This is a genomic window from Paraburkholderia sp. BCC1876, from assembly GCF_902833695.1.
Lineage (GTDB): Bacteria > Pseudomonadota > Gammaproteobacteria > Burkholderiales > Burkholderiaceae > Paraburkholderia.
This window is the reverse complement of the sequence record NZ_CADFGI010000002.1, coordinates 570,051-586,229: the sequence shown is the minus strand read 5'-3', so window position 1 is coordinate 586,229 and position 16,179 is coordinate 570,051. Positions and strand designations below refer to the sequence as shown.

14 protein-coding genes and 1 other RNA gene are annotated in these 16,179 nt (G+C 63.5%); 9 read left to right on the top strand and 6 right to left on the bottom strand.

Translation table 11 applies throughout. From position 1 onward, the window contains the following. Positions 1-18: 18 nt before the first annotated feature. The 4 genes from recR to ffs all read right to left on the bottom strand — a co-directional run bounded on the left by recR (position 19) and on the right by ffs (position 4,418). Positions 19-615, bottom strand: coding sequence for a recombination mediator RecR (recR, locus tag HWY05_RS09080; protein WP_035550459.1), 597 nt, complete (start codon positions 613-615; stop codon positions 19-21). A 256-nt stretch (positions 616-871) separates the two neighbouring features. Continuing rightward, positions 872-1,198, bottom strand: coding sequence for a YbaB/EbfC family nucleoid-associated protein (locus HWY05_RS09075; protein WP_007182071.1), 327 nt, complete (start codon positions 1,196-1,198; stop codon positions 872-874). A gap of 92 nt (positions 1,199-1,290) precedes the next feature. After that, a complete protein-coding gene (gene dnaX / locus HWY05_RS09070; RefSeq protein ID WP_176058090.1) occupies positions 1,291-4,080 on the bottom strand; it encodes a DNA polymerase III subunit gamma/tau in 2,790 nt (929 codons plus the stop codon). Positions 4,081-4,319: 239 nt separating this feature from the next. Then, positions 4,320-4,418: signal recognition particle sRNA small type (gene ffs, locus HWY05_RS09065), an RNA gene on the bottom strand. A 464-nt stretch (positions 4,419-4,882) separates the two neighbouring features. Between ffs and trxA the strand changes: the two genes are divergently transcribed. The 8 genes from trxA (at position 4,883) to HWY05_RS09025 (ending at position 14,000) form a co-directional block, all read left to right on the top strand. Next, the gene (gene trxA, locus HWY05_RS09060) at positions 4,883-5,209 is read left to right on the top strand and encodes a thioredoxin TrxA (protein ID WP_035550463.1); all 327 of its coding nucleotides are present in this window, start codon (positions 4,883-4,885) and stop codon (positions 5,207-5,209) included. 238 nt (positions 5,210-5,447) lie between these two features. Further along, positions 5,448-6,716, top strand: coding sequence for a transcription termination factor Rho (gene rho, locus HWY05_RS09055; protein ID WP_006048863.1), 1,269 nt, complete (start codon positions 5,448-5,450; stop codon positions 6,714-6,716). A gap of 227 nt (positions 6,717-6,943) precedes the next feature. Then, positions 6,944-7,420, top strand: a complete 477-nt coding sequence (locus HWY05_RS09050) for a MerR family transcriptional regulator (RefSeq protein WP_176058089.1) — start codon at positions 6,944-6,946, stop codon at positions 7,418-7,420. Next, positions 7,417-8,973, top strand: coding sequence for an MFS transporter (locus HWY05_RS09045; protein ID WP_176058088.1), 1,557 nt, complete (start codon positions 7,417-7,419; stop codon positions 8,971-8,973). The genes HWY05_RS09050 and HWY05_RS09045 overlap by 4 nt, the downstream gene beginning before the upstream one ends. 15 nt (positions 8,974-8,988) lie before the next feature. After that, positions 8,989-9,822 (top strand): M90 family metallopeptidase, encoded by an 834-nt coding sequence (locus HWY05_RS09040; protein WP_176058087.1) that lies wholly within the window; start codon positions 8,989-8,991, stop codon positions 9,820-9,822. Between the two features lie 288 nt (positions 9,823-10,110). Continuing rightward, entirely contained in the window at positions 10,111-10,377 is a 267-nt protein-coding gene (locus HWY05_RS09035; protein WP_035550471.1) for a type B 50S ribosomal protein L31, read from the top strand. Between the two features lie 483 nt (positions 10,378-10,860). After that, on the top strand, positions 10,861-12,618 hold the full coding sequence (locus HWY05_RS09030) for a UDP phosphate-alpha-4-amino-4-deoxy-L-arabinose arabinosyl transferase (RefSeq protein WP_035550474.1): 1,758 nt from the start codon (positions 10,861-10,863) through the stop codon (positions 12,616-12,618). 2 nt (positions 12,619-12,620) lie between these two features. Further along, entirely contained in the window at positions 12,621-14,000 is a 1,380-nt protein-coding gene (locus HWY05_RS09025; RefSeq protein ID WP_035550476.1) for an MATE family efflux transporter, read from the top strand. Positions 14,001-14,176: 176 nt separating this feature from the next. On the opposite strand, the gene HWY05_RS09020 is transcribed toward HWY05_RS09025, so the two are convergent. After that, positions 14,177-14,614, bottom strand: a complete 438-nt coding sequence (locus HWY05_RS09020; RefSeq protein WP_035550478.1) for a carboxymuconolactone decarboxylase family protein — start codon at positions 14,612-14,614, stop codon at positions 14,177-14,179. Then, on the bottom strand, positions 14,611-15,060 hold the full coding sequence (locus HWY05_RS09015; protein WP_176058086.1) for a MerR family transcriptional regulator: 450 nt from the start codon (positions 15,058-15,060) through the stop codon (positions 14,611-14,613). Before HWY05_RS09015 ends, HWY05_RS09020 begins: the two co-directional genes overlap by 4 nt. Before the next feature lie 361 nt (positions 15,061-15,421). Between HWY05_RS09015 and HWY05_RS09010 the strand changes: the two genes are divergently transcribed. Continuing rightward, positions 15,422-15,985 carry a helix-hairpin-helix domain-containing protein gene (locus tag HWY05_RS09010; protein ID WP_176058085.1) on the top strand — a complete coding sequence of 188 codons (564 nt, stop codon included), beginning with the start codon at positions 15,422-15,424 and terminating at the stop codon, positions 15,983-15,985. Positions 15,986-16,179 lie beyond the last annotated feature (194 nt).

Here is a 16,179-nt window from a genome sequence, read left to right as displayed (position 1 = left end):
ATGCAGCGGTGACGAGCGTTACATCGAGCGACGGTCGAGCATCGCGCGGGCAATCGTGCCGGCGTCGACGTATTCCAGCTCGCCGCCCACCGGCACGCCACGCGCCAGACGCGTGACCGCGAGACCGCGCGCCTTGAACGTTTGCCCGAGGTAGTGCGCGGTGGCTTCGCCTTCGTTAGTGAAATTGGTGGCCAGCACGACTTCCTTCACGACGCCGTCCGACGCGCGCCTGACCAGCCGGTCGAAATGAATTTCCTTGGGGCCGACACCGTCGAGCGGACTGAGCCGTCCCATCAACACGAAATAGAGGCCGCGATAGGTCATGGTCTGCTCGAGCATGATCTGGTCGGCTGGCGTTTCGACGACACACAGCAGCGAAGGATCGCGCTCCTCGTCGAGACAGGTCTCGCAGATCTGTGCCTCGGTGAAGGTGTTGCACTTCTCGCAGTGCTGCAGATGCTCGGTCGCGAACAGCAGCGAGCGGCCGAGTTTTTCAGCGCCGTCGCGGTCGTGCTGCATCAGGTGATAGGCCATGCGTTGCGCCGACTTCGGCCCGACACCGGGCAGCGCGCGCAGCGCTTCGACGAGCGCCGACAAGGCGGAAGGTTGTTTCATGCGGATCGGCGTCGAAGTGGAATGGCCCGGGTGGGCGGATCACGATGCGGTTGAGGCAATCGGTTTCTACCATCGCGGCCTGGGTTCGCATGCGAGGCACGCACGATGCGAACCTCCAGCGAACCGCAGCCGGTTTGTGTCCTACCGGAACAGGCGCGCCGCGGATGCTGCACTGCCAGCATGCGCGGTTCGCGCGTTCCGTTCGCACCGTGGCTGCGACAGCCGCGGCGCCGACTCCGCCTTGCGGCGGTGTCGTTCAGAACGGCAATTTGAAGCCCGGCGGCAGCGGCAGGCCCGAGGTCATGCCGCCCATTTTTTCCTGGGCGGTGGCTTCGGCCTTGCGCACGGCGTCGTTGAACGCAGCGGCGACGAGGTCTTCCAGCATGTCCTTGTCGTCGGCGAGCAGGCTCGGGTCGATCGAGACGCGGCGCACGTCGTTCTTGCAGGTCATCGTCACCTTCACGAGACCGGCGCCCGACTGCCCTTCGACTTCGATCAGAGCGAGTTGCTCCTGCATCTTCTTCATGTTTTCCTGCATCTGCTGGGCTTGCTTCATCAGCCCGGCGAGTTGACCTTTCATCATGGACATGCTCCTTCTAGATAGCGTGAAATTCGGAAATCGGGCGCGTTCCGCACGTTAGGGCCTGTCGGCCTACCGGCTTACCGCGCGGCGAATCAGTGGACCGACGGCGCGCCGGCTGAGCCGGCGTCCGGTGAAATCGGGCGGATCGAGCCGGGCACGATGCTCGCGCCGAACTCGCGGATCAACGACTGCACGAACGGATCGGCGCCGATCTCGCGCTCCGCTTCCTGCTGGCGCTGCGCGCGCGTCGCGGCGTCGTGCGCGGCGGCGGTGCGGCGGGCCGCGCCGACTTCGACCAGCACTTCGACGTTGCGGCCGAGCTTGTCGGCGAGCGCGCTTTTCAGTTTGGCGACCTGCGACGCTTCCGCGTACTGCGGCACCGGCACGTTCAGTTTGAGCGTGTTGCCTTCGAGCGCCATCAGTTCGCTGTTGAACGCGAGTTGATAGGAAATGCCCTTGAGCGGGAGGTCGACGGCAAGCGCCGGCCAGTCGCCATTGAAACCCAACGGGTCGAGCGGCACGGCGGGCGGCAGCGGGCGTTTGTCGATCGCCGGCGCGGGCGACGGCGCGGGCGCGGCGTTCATGCGCACGTCGTCCGGACCGCTGTCGAAGACCGGCATGTAGCTGTCGTCGGGCGGGCCGTAGTAGCCGTCGTCCGAGGCCGACAACGGCATGTAGTCGTCGGGCGGCATGTCGTCCCACGGAGCCACCGGCGAACCGTTCTGCTCGGCGCCGTTGCTTTGGGTGCCATCGCGTTGGGCGGGCGACGCTGCGCGGGCTGCGGGAACGGCCGGCGCAGCGTCTTGCTGCGGCGCGCGGCGTGGCGCGCCCGGCGTCGGCACCGGGACGACGACGCGCGGTGCGGCGGGTTTCGGCGTGGGCGCGGCGGCCGCTGCTGGGGCGCGGCCACGATCCGACGAGACTTTCAAACCGGCACTGCGCAGGACGTCGAGCGCGGCGCTTGCTCCGCCGGCACGACGCGGCGGGACGTCGGCGACAGGCGACGGTTCCTGCGATGCGACGGCGGACGCGGCCTCTTCCGCGCGTGCGAACGCGGCGGTTGCAGGTGCGGTGGGTGCCGACGCGGGTTGCTGGTGTTCGAGGCTGCTGGATGCGGAGGAAGCTTGTGCTGCGATGGAGGCGCTGAGGTTGTCCAATGCCGCGGGGACTTCCATCGCAGCCGGGGCATGAAGGCCGGGCGCGGCAGCTTCGGATGCAATCGGGGCGTTCAGGTTAGACGCTGCGGCGGCTTCTGAAGTAGCCGGAACGTCGACGTCAGGCGTTGCAGAGATATCTGAAGCAGCCGTGCCGTCGATGTCATTGACTGCCGAGACTTCAGATTCGGCCTTGGCGCTCACGTCAGATGCTGCTGAACCATCAACTGCGGTCGCGGCGTTCACTGCCGACGCCACAGGCGTTTCGTTCGCCATGGATTCAACGGGTGCATCGTCCCATGGCGCCAGCGGAGTTGCCTCGGCAGCATTAGTGGCAGTGGCAGACACCACCTCAGTTGTCGCGGTCGCCGATGCGGCCGCCGTTCCGGGCGCGACACGCGGTGTCTCCATCGCACGACGAGTCTGCGACTCGCTGTTCGACACCGGTGCGACCATCGTTTCGCGCGAACTCGCCGCCGACGGCGACGCTACGGCCGCAGCCAATACAGCCGCAGCTCCGGCCGAGGAACCCATTGCGCCCTGCTGCGCGGCCACCGCCGGCGCACCGGCGCGCCTTGCACCACCGGCACCCGCCGCCCCCGGCGCACGGCTCGCGCCCACCGCGCCGCCACCGCCGCCCGTAGGCGCCGGTTCGAACGCCAGCATGCGCAGCAACGTCATCGTGAAACCGGCGTATTCATCGGGCGCGAGGCCCAACTCACTGCGGCCGATCGTTGCGATCTGATAGAACAACTGCACGTGCTCGGCGCTGAGCGCGTCCGCGAAACGACGCAGATCGGCCGCCTCCGGCCACTCGTCCAGCACCGACGACGGCGCGAACTGCGCCCAAGCGATTCGATGCAGCAAGCTCGCCAGATCCTGCAACGCGGTCGAAAACGACAGACTGCGCAGCGCCATCTCGTCGGCAACCGCGAGCACCGCCGCGCCGTCGCCGTCGGCGAGCGCGTCGAGCAGGCGGATCAGGTAACTCTGATCAAGCGCGCCGAGCATGCCGCGCACCGCTTCTTCATTGACCTGATTGGCCGAGTACGCGATCGCCTGATCGGTCAGCGACAGCGCGTCGCGCATCGAGCCGTCGGCAGCGCGCGCGAGCAGGCGCAGCGCCTGCGCGTCGAACGGCACCTTCTCTTCGCCGAGAATGTGCTCGAGATGCGACACGATATGGCCGGCCGGCATCTGCTTCAGATTGAACTGCAGACAGCGCGACAACACCGTGACCGGAATCTTTTGCGGGTCGGTGGTGGCGAGAATGAACTTGACGTGCGCGGGCGGTTCTTCCAGCGTCTTCAACATCGCGTTGAAGGCGTGGTTGGTGAGCATGTGCACTTCGTCGATCATGTAGACCTTGAAGCGCGCGTCGACCGGCGCATAAACCGCGCGCTCCAGCAGCGCCGCCATTTCGTCGACACCGCGATTACTCGCCGCGTCCATCTCCACATAATCGACGAAACGCCCTTCGTCGATCTCGCGGCACGCGCGGCACACGCCGCACGGCGTGGACGTCACGCCGGTTTCGCAATTCAGCGCCTTGGCGAAGATGCGCGACAGCGTGGTTTTGCCGACGCCGCGCGTGCCGGTAAACAGATAGGCATGGTGCAGACGGCCGCCGTCGAGCGCGTGCGTGAGCGCGCGCACCACGTGCTCCTGTCCGACGAGCGAAGCGAAATCCTTCGGCCGCCATTTGCGTGCGAGAACTTGATAGGTCATCCGGAAATTGTATCAGTAACGATGCCGCGCAAAACCGATTCGAGACGGCGCGCGAACGCGTGTGACCGCTTCATTGAAACGGGCTAACGGACCGATAGAAAAAAATGGCGGGGACGAGCGGAAAACGCGATTGCGATCTCACGGCATGCATGAGAATTGCGGCATTGCGCATAGCTCAGGGTAAAACAGGAGATGGGAGGTGACGCGGAGAAAAACGACGACAAAACAGAAAAAAGGAAGGTGACGAGCCTAACCCTCGGCACTGGTGGAAAACGGCTGTGGCTGCTTCGTTCCCGACCTGACCAGATTGACCATCCCTCCATGCGAGGAGGCCCGTCACGAAACATTCTATCACCGCTTGGGCCGTCGCGCGACTGTTAATACGATCAAAGTGACATCGACGCGCCGAATCGCAACCTTCGCACGTTCTAGATAACGCAAAGGCAACGCAACGTGCTGCGCGCAACCGGCGCGTGCCGCGCACTTGTGTTTGCCGCGCCCGCCACCAGATAGGCTGCGTGGCGGTCAGTAAAACGTCGCGGCGATTCATCGGCAGGTGTCGGCCCCCTCTGCTCCTGATGAGTACTATCGCCCCCGGCAACGCATAGCGAATTAAGCTAAACTGCCGTACGGATGACCCGCAAGCGCGTGCCTTCCGCGCATGTCAGCATAAGTCGACGACTTGTCAGGCGTGTGTCGGTGGGGCTCCGATTGCGGCAAAGCGAACGGAAGTTTCCCTAGATTTTGACGTATCGTGGCGAGCAATTCAGGCGGGCCTCGAACCGATAGAGGTATTCATACAATGAGCGAAAACATCAAGCATATTAGCGACGCATCGTTCGAACAGGACGTCGTGAAATCCGATAAACCCGTGCTGCTCGATTTCTGGGCTGAATGGTGCGGTCCGTGCAAGATGATCGCGCCGATCCTCGACGAAGTCGCGAAGGATTATGCCGATCGCCTGCAAATCGCCAAGATCAACGTCGACGAACATCAATCGACGCCGGTCAAGTTCGGCGTGCGCGGTATCCCCACGCTGATCCTCTTCAAGAACGGCGCAGTCGCCGCGCAGAAAGTCGGCGCACTGTCGAAGTCGCAACTCACCGCGTTCCTCGACGGCAACCTGTAAAGCAATGCGCATCGGCGTGCAGCGGACCCCTCGCGGTCCGCATGTGCGCTGAGTTGAGCATGTTGTCAGTCGGCAACACGCTCAACAAGAAAGATGCCATGCCGTCGCACTGACGGAAATTGGCGTGTGCTATGCTAGAATCCGCAAAACGTCGAAAAGACGTGTAAGTCCTTGAGCGGTTCCGCTCACTCTCCTCCCAGATTTCATTTCGTCGCACCTTCTCCTGCGGGTTCTCCGTATGCATTTATCCGAGCTTAAGACTCTGCACGTGTCCGAATTGATCGAGATGGCCAATGGCCTCGAGATCGAAAGTGCAAACCGCCTGCGCAAGCAGGAACTGATGTTTGCCATTCTAAAAAAACGCGCCAAAACAGGCGACACGATCTTCGGCGACGGCACGCTCGAAGTGCTGCCGGACGGCTTCGGCTTCCTGCGTTCGCCGGAAACCTCGTACCTCGCCAGCACGGACGACATTTACATCAGCCCGTCGCAAATCCGCCGCTTCAACCTGCATACGGGTGACACGATCGAAGGTGAAGTGCGCACGCCGAAAGACGGCGAACGCTATTTCGCGCTGGTGAAAGTGGACAAGGTCAACGGCCAGCCGCCGGAAGCCTCGAAGCACAAGATCATGTTCGAAAATCTGACGCCGCTGCACCCGAACAAGGTGCTGCTGCTCGAACGTGAAATGCGTGGCGAAGAAAACGTCACGGGCCGCATCATCGACATGATCGCGCCGATCGGCAAGGGCCAGCGCGGCCTGCTGGTGGCCTCGCCGAAGTCCGGCAAGACCGTGATGCTTCAGCACATCGCGCATGCGATCAAGCAGAACCATCCCGACGTTGTGCTGTTCGTGCTGCTGATCGACGAACGCCCTGAAGAAGTGACCGAAATGCAGCGTTCGGTGGCCGGCGAAGTGATCGCCTCCACGTTCGACGAACCCGCCGCGCGTCACGTGCAAGTCGCCGAAATGGTGATCGAAAAAGCCAAGCGCCTCGTCGAAATGAAGAACGACGTGGTGATTCTGCTCGACTCGATTACACGTCTCGCGCGCGCCTACAACACGGTCGTGCCGGCTTCCGGCAAGGTGCTGACCGGTGGTGTCGACGCCAACGCGCTGCAACGTCCGAAGCGCTTCTTCGGCGCCGCGCGCAATATCGAGGAAGGCGGTTCGCTGACCATCATCGGTACGGCACTGATCGAAACCGGCAGCCGCATGGACGACGTGATCTACGAAGAGTTCAAGGGCACCGGCAACATGGAAGTGCACCTGGAACGCCGTCTCGCTGAAAAGCGCGTCTACCCGTCGATCAACCTGAACAAGTCCGGCACGCGCCGCGAAGAGCTGCTGATCAAGCCCGAAGTGCTGCAAAAGATCTGGGTGCTGCGCAAGTTCATTCACGACATGGACGAAGTCGAGTCGATGGAATTCCTGCTCGACAAGATTCGCCAGACGAAGAGCAACTCCGAATTCTTCGACATGATGCGTCGCGGCGGCGGCAGCTAAGTAAGGCTTCACGCCGACCTGACTGCACCGGCTTCGCAAGCCCGTCACACGTAAAAGAAAGCCGCTCGCCGCAAACGAGCGGCTTTTTTTCGTCCGTGCGGCGGGATGGCGGGATTTTCGACTCAGAGATTCTGTTCGCCGAATGCGGGTCGACAACCCAACATGTACGTGAACGTACACGTTGAAGTACAATGCGATGGTTTCCTGCGATAGCGGCACCACCACTTATGCCAACGGATTCCCCCACTCTGCTCACGGTGCGCGACGCCGCCGAACGGCTCGGCGTCACACCGCGCACCCTGAAGTACTACGAGGAACGCGGCCTCGTTTCGCCCACGCGCAGCGAGGGTCGCTACCGGCTTTACGACGAGGAAGATCTGAAACGTTTCGGGCGCATTCTGCGGTTGCGCTCGCTGGGTTTTTCGCTGCATAGCGTGACCGAAATGCTCAAGCGGCCGCTGGAACCCGTCGACGGCGGCCTGCGCTATTCGACCGAATCGCTGCAGCAGATTCACGACGCCATCGCGCAACAGGTCGAAGCGCTCGACGCCCGTATCGAATCGATGCGCCGGGAACTCAAGGAAGCGCAAAAGCTGCGCGCCGAACTGAGCCCCGACGTCGATTATCTGAAGCGGCGCCTCGCGGGTGAAAACGCGGAGGCGTTGCTGGCGCAACGGCGCAACGCGCGCGCCAAATCGAAATGACCGCGGCCTCCCCCCGCGCGCCGCTATTCAGCGTCGACAAACTGCGCGGCGATTTTTTCCCCTGGGTGCTGGCCGTCGTCACCGGCCTCGACTACTTCGACAACTCGATCTTTTCGTTTTTCACGAGCTATATCGCCGGCGGCATCAACGCCTCGCCCGACGAACTCGTGTGGGCCTCGAGCGCCTATGCGGTCGCCGCCGTGCTCGGCATCCTGCAGCAGCAATGGTGGGTCGAGCGCGTCGGCTACCGGCGTTATGTCGCCGGCTGCATGCTGCTCTATGCGGCCGGCGCGGTAGCTGCGGCGCTGTGCGAATCGTCGATCGAACTCGCGTTCGCGCGCGGCGTTCAAGGCTACTTTATCGGCCCGATGATGGGCACCTGCCGCATTCTGATCCAGATGAGCTTCACGCCGCAGCAGCGGCCCGCCGCCACTCGCGCATTTCTCGTGCTGATCGTATTGAGCAGCGCGCTCGCGCCGCTGATCGGCGGTCAACTGGTTGCGCATTTCGACTGGCGCGCGCTCTTTCTATGCACCGCGCCGGTCGGCATTCTGTTCGCCATACTCGCGTTGCTTGCGCTGCCCAACGCCGGCAACCGCCTGCCCGAAGAGCGCGGCGCGGCGCATTTCTGGCCATACCTGATCTTCGCGTTCGCCCAGGGCGCGCTGCAAATCGTCATGCAGCAGGTGCGCTTCCAGTTGTTCAGCGCGTCACCCGGCCTGATTCTGCTGACGGTCGCCGGCATTACCGCGCTCGGCTGGTTCGCGTATCAGCAATGGCATCATCCGTCGCCGCTGATGCGTCTGCATGCGCTGCGCGAGAAGGTCTTTCAGGTCGGACTCGTGCTGTACATGTTCTATTACTACATCTCGACCGTGTTCAGCTATCTGATCTCGCGCTTTCTCGAGAGCGGCCTCGGTTATCCCGTCGAAAACACCGGACGACTGGTTGGCGTCACATCGCTGATATCGGCCAGCGCGCTGTTCGTTTATCTGCGCTATGCAAAGCTGCTGCCGCGCAAGAAGTGGGTCATCGTGCCGGGCTTCGCGGTGGCCGCGTTCGCGGCGGCGTGGATGACCCGCATGTCGCCCGGCGTCGGCGAGGCGGCGCTGATCGTGCCATTGCTGTTGCGCGGCCTGCTGTTGCTGTTCATCGTGCTGCCGGTCGCCAATCTGACCTTCAGAATCTTCGCGATCGAAGAATTCACGCACGGCTACCGGTTGAAAAATATCGTGCGGCAACTGACTATCTCGTTCGCGACGGCTTCGGTCATCATCGTCGAACAGCATCGCCAGGCGCTGCATCAAACTCGCCTCGCGGAGTTCGTGAATCCGTACAATCCGTTATTCCAGAACTCGCTTGCCGCCTTGACTCAAGGGTTCACCGCCGGCGGCCGCTCGCCGTCCGAGGCGCATTCGCTGGCAATCGTGGAAATCAGCCGGACAGTCGCGACCCAGGCCAGCTTTCTGGCCTCGCTGGACGGCTTCACCTTCCTCGTCGGCATTGCGATATGCGGCGGCATCTTTGCCGCGTGGCAAAAACAGATCGACTAAAGGTTGCATCAGGTCATGCTCACGAAACTCACCCAATGGCTGGGCACGCGCCGCCGCGACCGCGCGCTGCGCGACTACGCGATCGATGACGCATTATGGCAAGCCACGCTCGACGGTCTGCCGTTCCTCGCGCATCTCGAAGCGCCGGACCTGGCGCGGCTGCGCGAACTGACCAGCCTGTTCATCGCGCAGAAGGAGTTTTCGACCGCGCACGAGCTCGAACTCACTGACTCGATGACCGTGGCGATTGCCGCCCAGGCTTGCCTGCCGGTGCTGAATCTGAGCCTCGACCTGTATCGCGGCTGGGTCGGCGTGATCGTCTATCCGGGCGAGTTCGTGATCCGCAAGACGGTCGAGGACGAAGACGGCGTGGTCCACGAAGTCGAGCAGGACGCGAGCGGCGAGGCGTGGGAAGGCGGCCCCGTGGTGTTGTCGTGGGAAGACGCGCAGATGACGGACGGCACGGACGCCTACAACGTGGTGATTCACGAATTCGCCCACAAGATCGACATGCTGAACGGCGAGGCGGACGGCCATCCGCCGCTGATGCGCCGCTGGCACGCGCCGCTCGACGCGCAGGCGTGGGCGGACGTGTTCGATCACGCCTACGACCAGTTCTGCGCGAAAGCCGATGCGGTACCGGAGCGGCGCTGGGCGCGCTTCGAGCGCGAGTCGCTGATCGATCCGTATGCGGCGGACCATCCGTCGGAATTTTTTGCCGTTTGCAGCGAGGCGCTATTCGTGCAGCCGCAGGCGTTCGAGGCGGCCTACCCGGAGTTGTACCGGTTGCTGGCGCGCTTTTACCGGCAGGATCCGGCGCGAGTCGGACTGACGTTTACCGCGGATTGACCGGCGTAACGTTGCAATCCGGTCACGGCGCGCAATTCAAAACAAGTCCGCAGCGCCCGCCAGGCCAGCGTTTCAGCCGCTCAGGCGTGTTCAGCGCGCAGATCTCCCGGATAACGGCCGGAACCACGCCAGGTGCTCGCAAAAAGCTGGCACAAAAGTCGTCAAGCGACCGATTTTCTGGCATAATCGCCGTTTTTCGACCATAGGCAAGTGGCTCGCGCCTAGATGCGGTTCGCATTTAACAGCGGTCGCACGCGGGTTGGCTACCGCCAGATTAAAGGAAAGACCATGAAAGAAGGCATTCACCCGAATTACCGCGAAGTTCTGTTCATCGACATGTCGATCGACTTCAAGTTCGTGACGCGCTCCACCATCATCACGCGTGAGACCGGCGAATTCGAGGGCAAGACCTACCCGCTGGCCAAGATCGAAGTGTCGTCGGAATCGCATCCGTTCTACACCGGTCAACAAAAGATCATGGACACGGCAGGCCGCGTCGAGAAGTTCAACAAGAAGTTCGGCACGCGCGCTACCGGCAAGGCAGCAGCAAAGTAATACCCGCCTCGTCGCCGGTTTCGGCCGGCAGCGAAGCAGAAAAGAGGGCAGCGCGAGCTGCCCTTTTTTGTCGCTGAAGCTGGCGCTCGGGGTGCGCTTCGGGTGCGCTGACGTTGGCTGGAGCGCGCTTCGACGGCGAACTGATTGCATGTCGCGAGACCGGTTCCATACGGACTGCGACGCCACGCGCGCCCTACCCGCCGCGTTGCCCGCTGCCCTCGTACGTCTTTCCAGCCGGCCGCGTCAGACCGCCCGCCCCTCAGAGGCCGGCAAGACCCTGACGCAAAACCACGCTCCGACGCAGCACGCCACGCCCTGTGTTACCGCCTCCCCCAACCACGTTGCGCGCCGTTACCGGCCGTGACGCGCATCCCACGGCACGACTACAATGCCGGATGCTCCAGATTAGCCATTCCAGCCGGACCACCGGTCCGGTCCCAGGCTGCACCGCTTAAGTTAGCTCATCCAATACCTACACACCGCATGAGACCTGTCGTTCGCCTCACTGCCTCCGCGACGAGTGCCCTGCCGCGCTGGCTGCTGCTGACTATCTGTATCGTCTACGCGTCGTTCGGGCTATTCGGCCGTGATCCGTGGAAGAACGAGGACGCAGCAGGCTTCGGCGTCATGTGGACCATGGCGAACGGCGGCGCCCACGACTGGCTGCTGCCGAACCTGGTCGGCAAATACATCACCGAAGACGGCCCGCTCGGCTACTGGCTCGGCGCCAGCGCGATCCGCGCGCTTGCGCCGTGGGTCGACGCGAGCAACGCGTCGCGCGTTTTCACGGGCCTGCTGTTCTGCGCGGCCTGCGCGTTCGTCTGGTACGCCGCCTACCTGCTCGGCCGGCGCGCCGAGGTCCAACCGTTCAAATACGCATTCGGCGGCGAGCCGGAACCGCGCGACTACGGCCGCACGCTCGCCGACGGCGCGCTGCTGATCCTGCTCGCCTGCTTCGGACTGGCCGAACGCGGCCACGAGACCACGCCGCAACTGGCGCAGTTCGTCGGCATTGCGATGATGGTGTATGGACTTGTGCGCACCATCGACAAACCCATTCAAGGCTCGCTGGTGTGGGGCGTCGCGCTCGGCCTCGTCACGCTGGCGAGCAGCCCCGTGCTGGTCGGCGCGCTGCTGCTCGGCACGCTGGCCATGCCGCTGATCGTGCGCGAGGCGCGTTCGCGCTGGCTGCCGCTGGCCGGCTTGCCGGTCGCGCTCGTGCTGGCGCTCGCCTGGCCGATCGCCGCGCTCACCGCCTATCCCGACGACGCCGTCTGGTATCTGAATCAGTGGGTTCACGTCAGCTTGAGTTCGTTCGCCGGCCCGCCCGGCTCGGTCGCCGCATACGCGCTGAAAAACCTGCCGCTCTTCACGTGGCCCGCCTGGCCGCTCGCCTTGTGGGCGTGGTTCAGCTGGTCGGGGCTGCGGCGCGCGCCGCACGTGGCGATTCCGCTGTCGGTGATCGGACCGCTGCTGGTGCTGGTGGTCCTGCAAAGCCATCAGTCGAACCGGCTTTACATGCTGCTGTTGCCGCCGCTCGCGGTGCTGGCCGCGTTCGCGCTGCCCACGCTCAAGCGCGGCGCGATCAACGCGATCGACTGGTTCGCGCTCCTGAGCTTCACGATACTCGGCAGTTTCGTCTGGCTGGTGTACGTGGCCGGGCTGACCGGTTTCCCGCATCCGCTCGCGCGCAACCTCGCGCGTCTCGCGCCGGGCTTCGCGCCGCAGTTCAAGATTCTGTCGTTCGTCTGTGCGGTCGCGGTGACGGTCTGCTGGTTCCTGCTGGTGCGCTGGCGCCTCGCGCGTCATCCGAAGGTGCTGTGGCGCAGCGTCGTGCTCTCGAGCGCCGGCACCACGCTGATGTGGGTTCTGCTGATGACGCTGGCGCTGCCGGTCGTCAACTACAGCCGGACCTATAAAGACGTTGCCCAACAGATCGCGAGCCATCTGCCGGAGGACTACACCTGCATTTCGCCGGTGCGTCTGGGCAATGCGCAGATCGCGACGTTCGCCTATTTCGGCGACATGCACTTCGCGTTCGACCAGGACTGCGACGTGATCCTGCGCCAGGACACTCAGGAATACGGCGACCCGAGCTCGATGCCCGACTACATCTGGAAGCTCGTGTGGGAAGGCCGCCGCGTGGCCGACCGCGACGAACGTTTCCGCCTGTACGTGCGGATCGACCGGCCCAAGCCGCCGGTCGTCAAACGCCGCAGCTGGCACAAGAAGCCCGACTGACCATGCTCGCCGACGTACGGAAAATCGCCGCGCTCGCCTGGCCCGTGCTGATCGGCCAACTGGCGATCATCGCGTTCGGCGTGATCGATACGGCGATGGTCGGCCGCTATTCGGCCGTCGATCTGGCCGCGCTGGGGCTCGGCTCGTCGATCTATATTTCCGTCTACATCGGCCTGACCGGCATTCTGACCGCGTTGCAGCCGATCACCGCGCAACTCTACGGCGCGCGCCGCTACGCCGAGATCGGCGAAGAAGTCCGTCAGGCGCTGTGGCTCGCGCTGGCGCTCACCGTGATCGGCTTCCTGATTCTGTATTTTCCGGGGCCCGTGCTGCATGTGGCGCGCGTGCCCGAGGCGCTGCACGAGCGCACGGTCGCGTATCTGCGGATTCTGGCGTTCGGCCTGCCGGCCGGCCTCACGTTTCGCGTCTATAGCTCGATCACCAATGCGGTCGGCAAGCCGCGGCTGGTGATGATCCTGCAGATCGGCGCGCTGCTGCTCAAGATTCCGCTCAACACCTGGTTCATCTTCGGCGGGTTCGGTTTGCCGGCGCTCGGCGGGCCGGGTTGCGCGCTCGCCAGCACCCTCATCAACTGGGGACTCGCGACGCTCGGCATGGTGCTGCTGACGCGCGTCGATCTGTTCAAGCCGTTCGAGATCTTCGCGCACTTCTGCTGGCCGGTCTGGCGTCGTCAGGCGGCGCAGTTGCGGCTGGGCATTCCGATGGGCCTGTCGTACCTGATCGAAGTCACGTCGTACACGTTCATGGCGCTGTTCATCGCGCGCTTCGGCACGACGACGCTCGCCGGCCATCAGATCGCCGGCAACATCGGCGCGGTGCTGTATATGACGCCGCTGTCGATCGGCATTGCATCGTCGACGCTGGTCGCGCAGGCGCTCGGCGCGCATCGCCCGGAAGCGGCGCGTACGCTGTCGCGCCACGGCATCGTGATGGCGATGGCGATCGCCTGCTGCTACGGCGCGATCATGCTGGTGCTGCGGCCGTATGTGATCGAAGGCTATACGACCAATGCGCAGGTCGCGGCGGCGGCGCTGCCGCTGGTGTTGATCGTCGTGTGCTATCACCTGTTCGACGCGCTGCAGATCACGACCGCCTTCGTGCTGCGCGCGTATAAGGTGGCGGTCGTGCCGACCGTGATCTACGCGGTTGCGTTGTGGGGCGTGGGACTGGGCGGCGGCTACATGCTCGGCTTCAATGTGACCGGCGTGACGCCGGAGTGGCTGACCGGCGCACGGGGTTTCTGGGTCGCGAATACGTTGAGCCTGGCGATCGCCGGTATCGGTTTGCTGATGTACTGGCGGACGGTAAGCAAGCGGTATTTGCGCGAGGGTGCGGGGCTGCCGGTCGATTCGGCGGTTTGATAGGAAGCGTCGAAGCTGGTCTTGGGTAGCCCGCCACCGACTCGAACTCATCCACCGACGCGCCATGTCTCAAAGTGGCCTGTTCTACCCGACAGTTAGTTGCGTTCGCATCCATAAAAAAGCGGCCGCGCGAAGCAGCCGCTTGTGATCCCCTACCCCGCCGACACAGGAAAATGTCAGCCGGCGTGCGCCGCTTCAGGCGTCAACATTGCCTGCGCCGCCTCAGCCTCCCGATCATGCCGCTCGAAAATTTCACGCGCTGCGAACAACGCATTCAGCGCGGCCGGAAAGCCCGCATAAAGCGCCATCTGCATAAACACCTCGACGATCTCCTCGCGCGTGCAGCCGACGTTCAACGCCGCCTCGATATGCACCTTCAACTGCGGCTGCGCGCAACCGAGCGTCGCCAATGACGCAATCGTCGCGATCTCACGCGCCCGCAGATCGAGCTGCGGCCGGCTATAAATATCGCCGAAACCGAACTCGATCAGCAGCCGGCCGAAATCCGGCGCAATCGGCGCGAGCGCGGCGATAACCTGTTCGCCGGCCGAGCCGTCGATTTCCTTCAGTTTGTCCCAGCCTCGGGTATAGCGATCGTTGTGTGCGTGGTTCATGGTGAGTCCTTTTCCGAATGTGAAAGCGCCTGGGGTTCGTCGGTGTGTCGTGTCGAACCATCCGCAATTGGTGCTTGCGCGGCCGCTTCGTAATAAGCGATCTTGTCGACGATCGCGCCGAGATTGAGCTGCAACTCGGCGATCCGCGCCAAAACCGCATCCCGATGCGCCACCAGCAAATCGCGCCGCGCCCCCATGGTCGGCTGACCGTCGGCGCGTAGCGCCGCAAACGCCTGCATCCCGGCGATCGGCATGCCGGTCGCCTTCAGACGCATCACGAAGCGCAGCCAGTCGAGATCGGCCGCCGAATACAGGCGATGACCCGCCTCCGTCCGCCCGACCGCCCGAATCAGGCCAGCCTGTTCGTAATAGCGCAGCGTGTGCGCGGACACGCCGAGCGTTTGCGCGACCTGCCCGATGGTGAGTGCTTTGGAGATAGTCGACATGACGGAACTCAGGTTAGGACTTCGAGTGCACTCTAAGTCAAGCGCGCGATGCTGTCATTTGTCTGTATTGTTATCTTTTATGGCGTGCGGCAATTGATCGATAAACTCATCAATGCCTGTTCAACAGGCAAAAGCTTTAAATCTTGTCCACACAGATTTACTTGTCACAAATCGATCGGTATAAATCGTCCGCGTTCGCCAATAAGGGCGCGCGATTTGTTCTATGCTTAAGCGCAGCGCGCGGTTGACAGGTGTGTCGTCCCGAGCCGCTCCGGGTTGTTCCGACTCGTCCTGAATCGTTCTGAGTTGTCTTGAGTTGTCTTTCGCGGCTAACTTTTTTGCCCTCAATGGAGTGCTTGCCATGCTGAAGAAGCTTTTAATGCTTTGCGTTGCTTTGGCTTTATCGCTGTCGGCCGGATTTGCCGCTGCCGTGGAAGTGAATTCCGCCGATCAGGCGGCGCTCGAATCGGTCAAGGGTATCGGCCCGGTGCATGCCAAAGCGATCATCGACGAACGCACCAAAAATGGCCCGTTCAAGAATGCCGATGATCTCGCCGCACGCGTCAAAGGCATCGGCACGAAGTCGGTCACGAACCTCGAAGCAGCCGGGCTGACCATTAACGGTTCAGCCACCCCGCCGACCGGCGCCAAGGCCGCGACGAAGTCGGGCAGCAGCGCGAGCAGCAAAGCAACGCCGGCAGCAACGACAGCAGCGACTACGACCGCCGCGACCACGGCAACTGCGCCGATGGATGCGTCGAGCGCGAAGCCGTCGAAGAAGAAGAGCAAGGCGGCGGCCTCCGCTGCGGCGGCGGCTTCCGCGACAGCCAGCGCGCCGGCCGACGCATCCAGCACCAAGGCATCGAAAAAGAAGGCAAAGAAGAGCAAGGCAGCATCGGCCGCGGCAGGTTCAGGCGGCGCATAACCCGGGGGGCAAGCGCAGGCAGCGCGCGTTCCGTGCGATGGGTGAAGCAAGACGTGTGTGATCCCAGCATCACCGCGCCGCGCTAAACCCGGCAGCATCGTTTAACCGTCGCCAGGCCTGCTTCACACGGCGCCGCGCAACCGCGCGGCGTTTTCACCCGCCGACTCGTCAGACACGCGTCGGCATTCAAGAGA